Genomic DNA, 5,309 nt, shown 5'->3' with positions numbered 1-5,309 from the left:
TTTGTGCAGTTAGAGCTCTTTTTATTAAGCGTCTTTTTTCACTTTCCCATTCCAAGAATCGAGACCATAAGACAAGACATAAATGTCTGTATAGCCCTGTTTCTTAAGATAGAGAGCCGCATTGGTTACACGCGAACTACGGCTATTTTCATAGAGCAAAATCGGTTTGTCTTTGCGCAAGGCACCTGTACTCAGCTTCAATTGACTGGAAGGAATATTACGTGCACCCAAGATATGCTTGGCATGAAACTCAACTGGCTCTCGCAAGTCAATCAACTGCCCTTTACGAATCAACTCTTCAAAAGCGGCATTGTCCACAAATTTAGCAGCTTTACGGATGCGGAAATAATTAAAGGCCATCCATCCAACTACTCCTAAAACAACCAACCAAACAATGATATTTCCCATCACTCTACCTCACTCTTTTTCAAAAATTCTAATTCTTGCTTGTGCTCTCTTCTTAAAACGGTATCGGCTTCTAAATAATCAAGCCGCTCCATCAGGCCTGCATCATAAAGACGTTGAAGCTCAATTTTCATCAATTCGATGTCATAGAGGCGCTTCCCTACGTAAATGATGATTCCAAAACGTTTTAAAAATTGTTGAACATCATACAGGTTTTTCATGTTCATTATTGTATCAAATTTAGAAAGGCTTTACAAGATTTTCAAGTAAATGATGACATTTTTCGATTGCTTTACGAATAAATAAGTATGATCAACTTTTATTTTTTTACCATCGGTACTTGTTTCGCCTCTTTTTTGGGACTAGTGATCGATCGCTTCCCAAACCAATCCATTCTCGCTCCTCGCAGTCATTGCGATCACTGCCAGCACGTCCTTGGCGTTTGGGATCTAATCCCCATTATCTCGCAACTACTGCATCGTTTTCGCTGTCGCTATTGTCATCAGACCTACCCATTTTGGTACTGCCTTTTTGAGATCTGGAGTGGCCTGATCTTCTTAGCCTGTGCCAATGGTTTTCTTTCTCTGCCTCAACTTCTGACGTTACTCGGATCTGCTATTTTAGCCATCTATGACCTACGCTTTATGGAATACCCCTTGGTCATCTGGTGTTGTCTCCATGCCTTAGTCCTCTTTTTATCCGCTAGTAATCTCCTCATGCTGGTCTTTTTACTCCTTGCGATCGGTGCCCACTTTTTCTTTATTGGAATGGGGGCGGGAGATTTTCTCTTACTCGCCACCTTTTCGCTAAGCTTTTCTTCTACCCAGATCCTCATTCTCATCCAGATCGCATCCATCTTAGGCATTCTCTTCTTTGCTCTCAAAAAAGAAAGAGACCGGATTCCCTTTGTTCCCTGTCTCTTTCTCAGTTATCACGCTTTACTGCTTTATACAATGTTTTGCAGATAAGATTGCTTATTTTGTAGCCTTCGCTTCTAGATAATCAGCGATGGCAGCTACGTCCTTGTCCCCACGTCCGGAAACATTGATGATGATGATCTTGTCTTTATCCAATTGTGGAGCACGTTTGACAGCTTCCGCAATCGCGTGTGAGCTTTCAATGGCTGGGAGGATCCCTTCTGTCTTACTGAGAAGAAGAAGAGCTTCTACTGCTTCATCATCTGTCGCTGCTACATATTCGACACGACCAGAATCTTTAAAGAAAGCATGCTCTGGACCAACCCCTGGGTAGTCCAAACCAGCAGAAATCGAGTAAACTGGCGCTACTTTTCCATCTTCGCCAAAAACAGCATATGTCTTCATACCATCGACAACTCCTACAGTCCCTTTGGTCATGGTAGCGGCGTGCTGATCGGTATCCAAGCCATGACCAGCTGCTTCTACCCCAATCAAGCCGACTTCCTCTTCTTCGACATATTCAGAAAAGGCACCGATGGCATTGGAGCCACCACCAACACAGGCAATCACATAGTCTGGCAAACGACCTTCTTTTTCCAAAATTTGACGTTTAGACTCTTCACTGATCACTTTTTGGAATTCATGCACAATGGTTGGGTAAGGGTGAGGTCCAACAGCAGAACCCAAAACGTAAAAGGCATCCAGATCCGCCATCCATGCTCCAAAAGCAGCATCAACGGCGTCTTTCAAGGTCTTGGTTCCTGTTTCAACCGCATGAACGGTTGCCCCCATCATTTCCATGCGGAAGACATTGAGACGTTGACGCTCCACGTCTTCTGCCCCCATGTAGACATCACAGGCCATACCAAATTTAGCTGCCGCAGCTGCTGTAGCGACACCGTGTTGACCTGCTCCTGTTTCAGCAATCACGCGCGTTTTGCCCATGCGTTTAGCCAAGAGGATTTGCCCCAAGACGTTATTTAATTTATGCGAACCTAGGTGATTCAAGTCTTCGCGCTTCAAATAAATTTTTGCCCCACCTAAATGCTCTGTCAAACTTTCTGCAAAGTAGAGCGGTGTTTCGCGTCCAGAATAGTCTTTCAAATAATGTTTGTATTCTGCAATAAATTCTGGGTCATTTTTATACTGTTCAAAGGTTTCCTCTAATTGATTGAGCAAGTTTTGAATGGGTTCTGGTACGAAAGATCCACCAAATTGTCCGAAATAGCCTTTTGTTTCTGTCATGATTGTGTCCTCTTTTCTATATCTTCAATCCTGTTTATGATCTTTTTCTCTCGCGGGCCCTTTGAGCTGCAGTCTCACTGGGTTCCTTTGAGATACAAAAAAACCTCACACAGAAAAATCTGTGTGAGGACGATTCGATACCGCGGTGCCACCTCAATTGTAGGAAGATATTCTTTCTCCTACATCTCTGACCTGTCTAACAACAGGGTGCACGATAAGGTGTGCTCACCGAATTTTTATTGTTTCAAATTCATTATCATAAACGCATCAGCCCATTTCAAGATTCACCACTGCTTGTTCGCAATCACCACAAGCTCCCTGGAAGTGAGAAAAACCTCTACTTTTCTGATGTCTTGAAGCTATTATAGCTCCCGCTTCTGATTTTGTCAACAAAAATTTTAAAAAGTGGTTAAAATGTTCGGATTTTACATTTCACCATTTTTTGCTAGCAATCGTGCTCTGAAATACTGAAAGCCTATATAAGCCAGATAAGCCCCTAAGGTATTGGTCCACAAATCATCTAGCTCAAAGACACGATTGGCATCAAACAAGAGATCTAACAGAACTTGGCTACATTCAATCCACAAGCTCATGGCAAAGCCGAAGCACAAGACCCGTTTTCGACTCCTCAACCAGGGCCATAGCCAGAGAAGTTGAAAGACTAGCGGGCTTAACAAAAAGATATTGGCTATATTTTGGAGAATGACCATAATGAGTTGGAGGACACTGGTGATCTGACCAAGGTTCATCACCGAATTAAGAGGAACCAGCAGGACGACGATGCGACCGAAATATTGAATACCCGGTGTTTCCATACCCGGCTCTGGCTGTTGGGGCAAAAAACACATCAGACACAAAAGGATAAAATAGAAGAAGCTGCCACTCCGTAACAGCCTTCTTCCTCTTTTTGTTAGTTCTGTATGATCGATCAGCCCTTGTTTAAGGTTGCGCATGTTCAACAATCGCTTTCTCCCGGTCCCGTTTCATGGTATTTGAACGCAATTGGCCACAGGCAGCATCAATATCTGTACCGTGCTCTTGACGCACTACACAGTTAACACCTTGTTTTTTCAAGGTATCATAGAAGGCCATGACCCGTTCTTTTGGACTCCGGCTATATTGGTCATGCTCACTGACAGGATTGTAAGGAATCAAGTTAACATAAGACAATTTCTTGATATTCTTAAGCAATTCTGCCAATTCTAAGGCTTGCTCGACTCCATCATTGACTTCATTGAGCATGATGTACTCAAAGGTCACCCGACGGTTCGTAGTCTCAATATAGTATTCAATCGCCGCAAACAATTTTTCAATTGGAAAGGCCCGGTTGATCTTCATGATGCTAGAGCGCAAGTCATTGTTTGGAGCATGAAGGGACACTGCCAAATTGACCTGCACACCTTCATTTGCAAAGTCACGAATTTTATGAGCCAAACCAGAAGTTGACACTGTAATATGGCGAGCACCAATCGCTAATCCCTTGTCATCGTTAACTGTCCGGATAAATTTCAAGACATTGTTATAGTTGTCAAATGGTTCTCCGATCCCCATGACAACGATATGGCTGACCCGTTCATCTTGGCCACGTTCGTCAAAGTATTTTTGGACCAACATGATTTGAGACACGATTTCTCCATTGTTCAAATCGCGTTGTTTTTTAATCAAACCAGAAGCACAGAAGGTACAACCGATATTGCATCCTACCTGAGTTGTTACACAGACAGATAAACCATAGTGCTGACGCATCAAGACGGTTTCAATCAACATGCCGTCTGGCAATTCAAAAAGATACTTAACCGTTCCATCTGCTGACTCTTGCACGATCCGTTGCTTGAGTGGGTTGACAACAAACTGATCATTCAACTTCGCAATTAAATCTTTGGACAGATTGGTCATTTCTTCGAAGGACTGGACGCGTTTGCGATAGAGCCATTCCCAGATTTGTGCTGCACGGAATTTCTTTTCGCCGTTTTCTTCCGCCCAATCAATCATATCTTGGTGTGTTAAACTATAAATGGATGGTTTCATTCTTTCTTACTCCTCTTTTTGCCGAATCACAAAATGACGTTTGTTGTCTGTCTTCGTTGTTTTTTTATTTTCAGCAGACGGTCTTGTTTTTTTCGAGTTTTTGGCTGGTTGTCCCTTGTCGCGTTCTCGTTTTTGGAAACGATCTTTTTGTTTGCGATTGCGCGAACGCTTTTTGGGATCTCTTTCTTCTGATTGAGCTTTTTTGACCGGTGATTTCTTATCAAAAGAAGCACGATGAGGTTCCTTATTTTCAAGGACAAAATAAGCACAACCATAGCTACAATATTCTAACAAATAATCGTCTAAGCGACTTAGTTTATCCATCGTTGCAACATCGCGCTCTTCCTTATAGAAGCCACGCAAGCGCAACTGCTCATTGCTCCAATCACCAACAATGTAATCAAACTTGGTTAAAATCTCAGAAAATCGCTGACCAAAAACAGTCGCATCAAAAGCTTCCTTCTCATTTTTCAATAGCTCAAAGGAGAGGTTTTCTGAAAGGATCTGGTCTCCTACCTGACGAAACACAGGTCCAGGAAATTTATTGTAATTATATAATTCAGGGTCAATCTCTTTTCGCATAGTGTTCCTTCATCAAAATCTATTTACTGTAACACTTTATTCTATCATAAATTTGATGACTTGCGTCAGATTTGACTAGAAAAGAGTTGAAATTCCTTTGAGAGCAAAAAGAGAGTGGGACAGAAATCGGTA

The 5,309-nt window shown here is 42.3% G+C and carries 7 protein-coding genes and 1 other annotated feature; of the genes, 1 reads left to right on the top strand and 6 read right to left on the bottom strand.

Annotated elements, in window-relative coordinates; all coding sequences use genetic code 11:
- Positions 1-24 precede the first annotated feature (24 nt).
- Together O3646_RS10795 and O3646_RS10790 are read right to left on the bottom strand one after the other, a co-directional pair.
- Positions 25-408 carry a rhodanese-like domain-containing protein gene (locus O3646_RS10795; RefSeq protein ID WP_371610878.1) on the bottom strand — a complete coding sequence of 128 codons (384 nt, stop codon included), beginning with the start codon at positions 406-408 and terminating at the stop codon, positions 25-27.
- Positions 408-626, bottom strand: a complete 219-nt coding sequence (locus tag O3646_RS10790; protein ID WP_003017930.1) for a YqgQ family protein — start codon at positions 624-626, stop codon at positions 408-410. Before O3646_RS10790 ends, O3646_RS10795 begins: the two co-directional genes overlap by 1 nt.
- Positions 627-713: 87 nt before the next feature.
- On the opposite strand from O3646_RS10790, the gene O3646_RS10785 reads away from it, so the two are divergent.
- The gene (locus O3646_RS10785; protein WP_155168808.1) at positions 714-1,373 is read left to right on the top strand and encodes an A24 family peptidase; all 660 of its coding nucleotides are present in this window, start codon (positions 714-716) and stop codon (positions 1,371-1,373) included.
- A gap of 6 nt (positions 1,374-1,379) precedes the next feature.
- On the opposite strand, the gene trpB is transcribed toward O3646_RS10785, so the two are convergent.
- The 4 genes from trpB to O3646_RS10765 form a co-directional block, all read right to left on the bottom strand.
- Positions 1,380-2,567 carry a tryptophan synthase subunit beta gene (gene trpB / locus O3646_RS10780; protein ID WP_324737839.1) on the bottom strand — a complete coding sequence of 396 codons (1,188 nt, stop codon included), beginning with the start codon at positions 2,565-2,567 and terminating at the stop codon, positions 1,380-1,382.
- A 122-nt stretch (positions 2,568-2,689) separates the two neighbouring features.
- Positions 2,690-2,925 (bottom strand) — a binding site (T-box leader).
- 67 nt (positions 2,926-2,992) lie between these two features.
- Complete coding sequence (locus O3646_RS10775; RefSeq protein WP_155168804.1) at positions 2,993-3,520, bottom strand: VanZ family protein; 528 nt, start codon at positions 3,518-3,520, stop codon at positions 2,993-2,995.
- A complete protein-coding gene (gene rlmN, locus O3646_RS10770) occupies positions 3,507-4,595 on the bottom strand; it encodes a 23S rRNA (adenine(2503)-C(2))-methyltransferase RlmN (protein ID WP_154358750.1) in 1,089 nt (362 codons plus the stop codon). The genes O3646_RS10775 and rlmN overlap by 14 nt, the downstream gene beginning before the upstream one ends.
- A 6-nt stretch (positions 4,596-4,601) precedes the next feature.
- On the bottom strand, positions 4,602-5,177 hold the full coding sequence (locus O3646_RS10765; RefSeq protein ID WP_155168802.1) for a YutD-like domain-containing protein: 576 nt from the start codon (positions 5,175-5,177) through the stop codon (positions 4,602-4,604).
- Positions 5,178-5,309 lie beyond the last annotated feature (132 nt).

This window comes from Streptococcus sp. 27098_8_148 (assembly GCF_041432105.1).
GTDB classification, from domain to species: domain Bacteria; phylum Bacillota; class Bacilli; order Lactobacillales; family Streptococcaceae; genus Streptococcus; species Streptococcus parasanguinis_AE.
The sequence above is the reverse complement of the archived record's forward strand: the minus strand, read 5'-3'. Positions and strand labels throughout refer to the sequence as shown.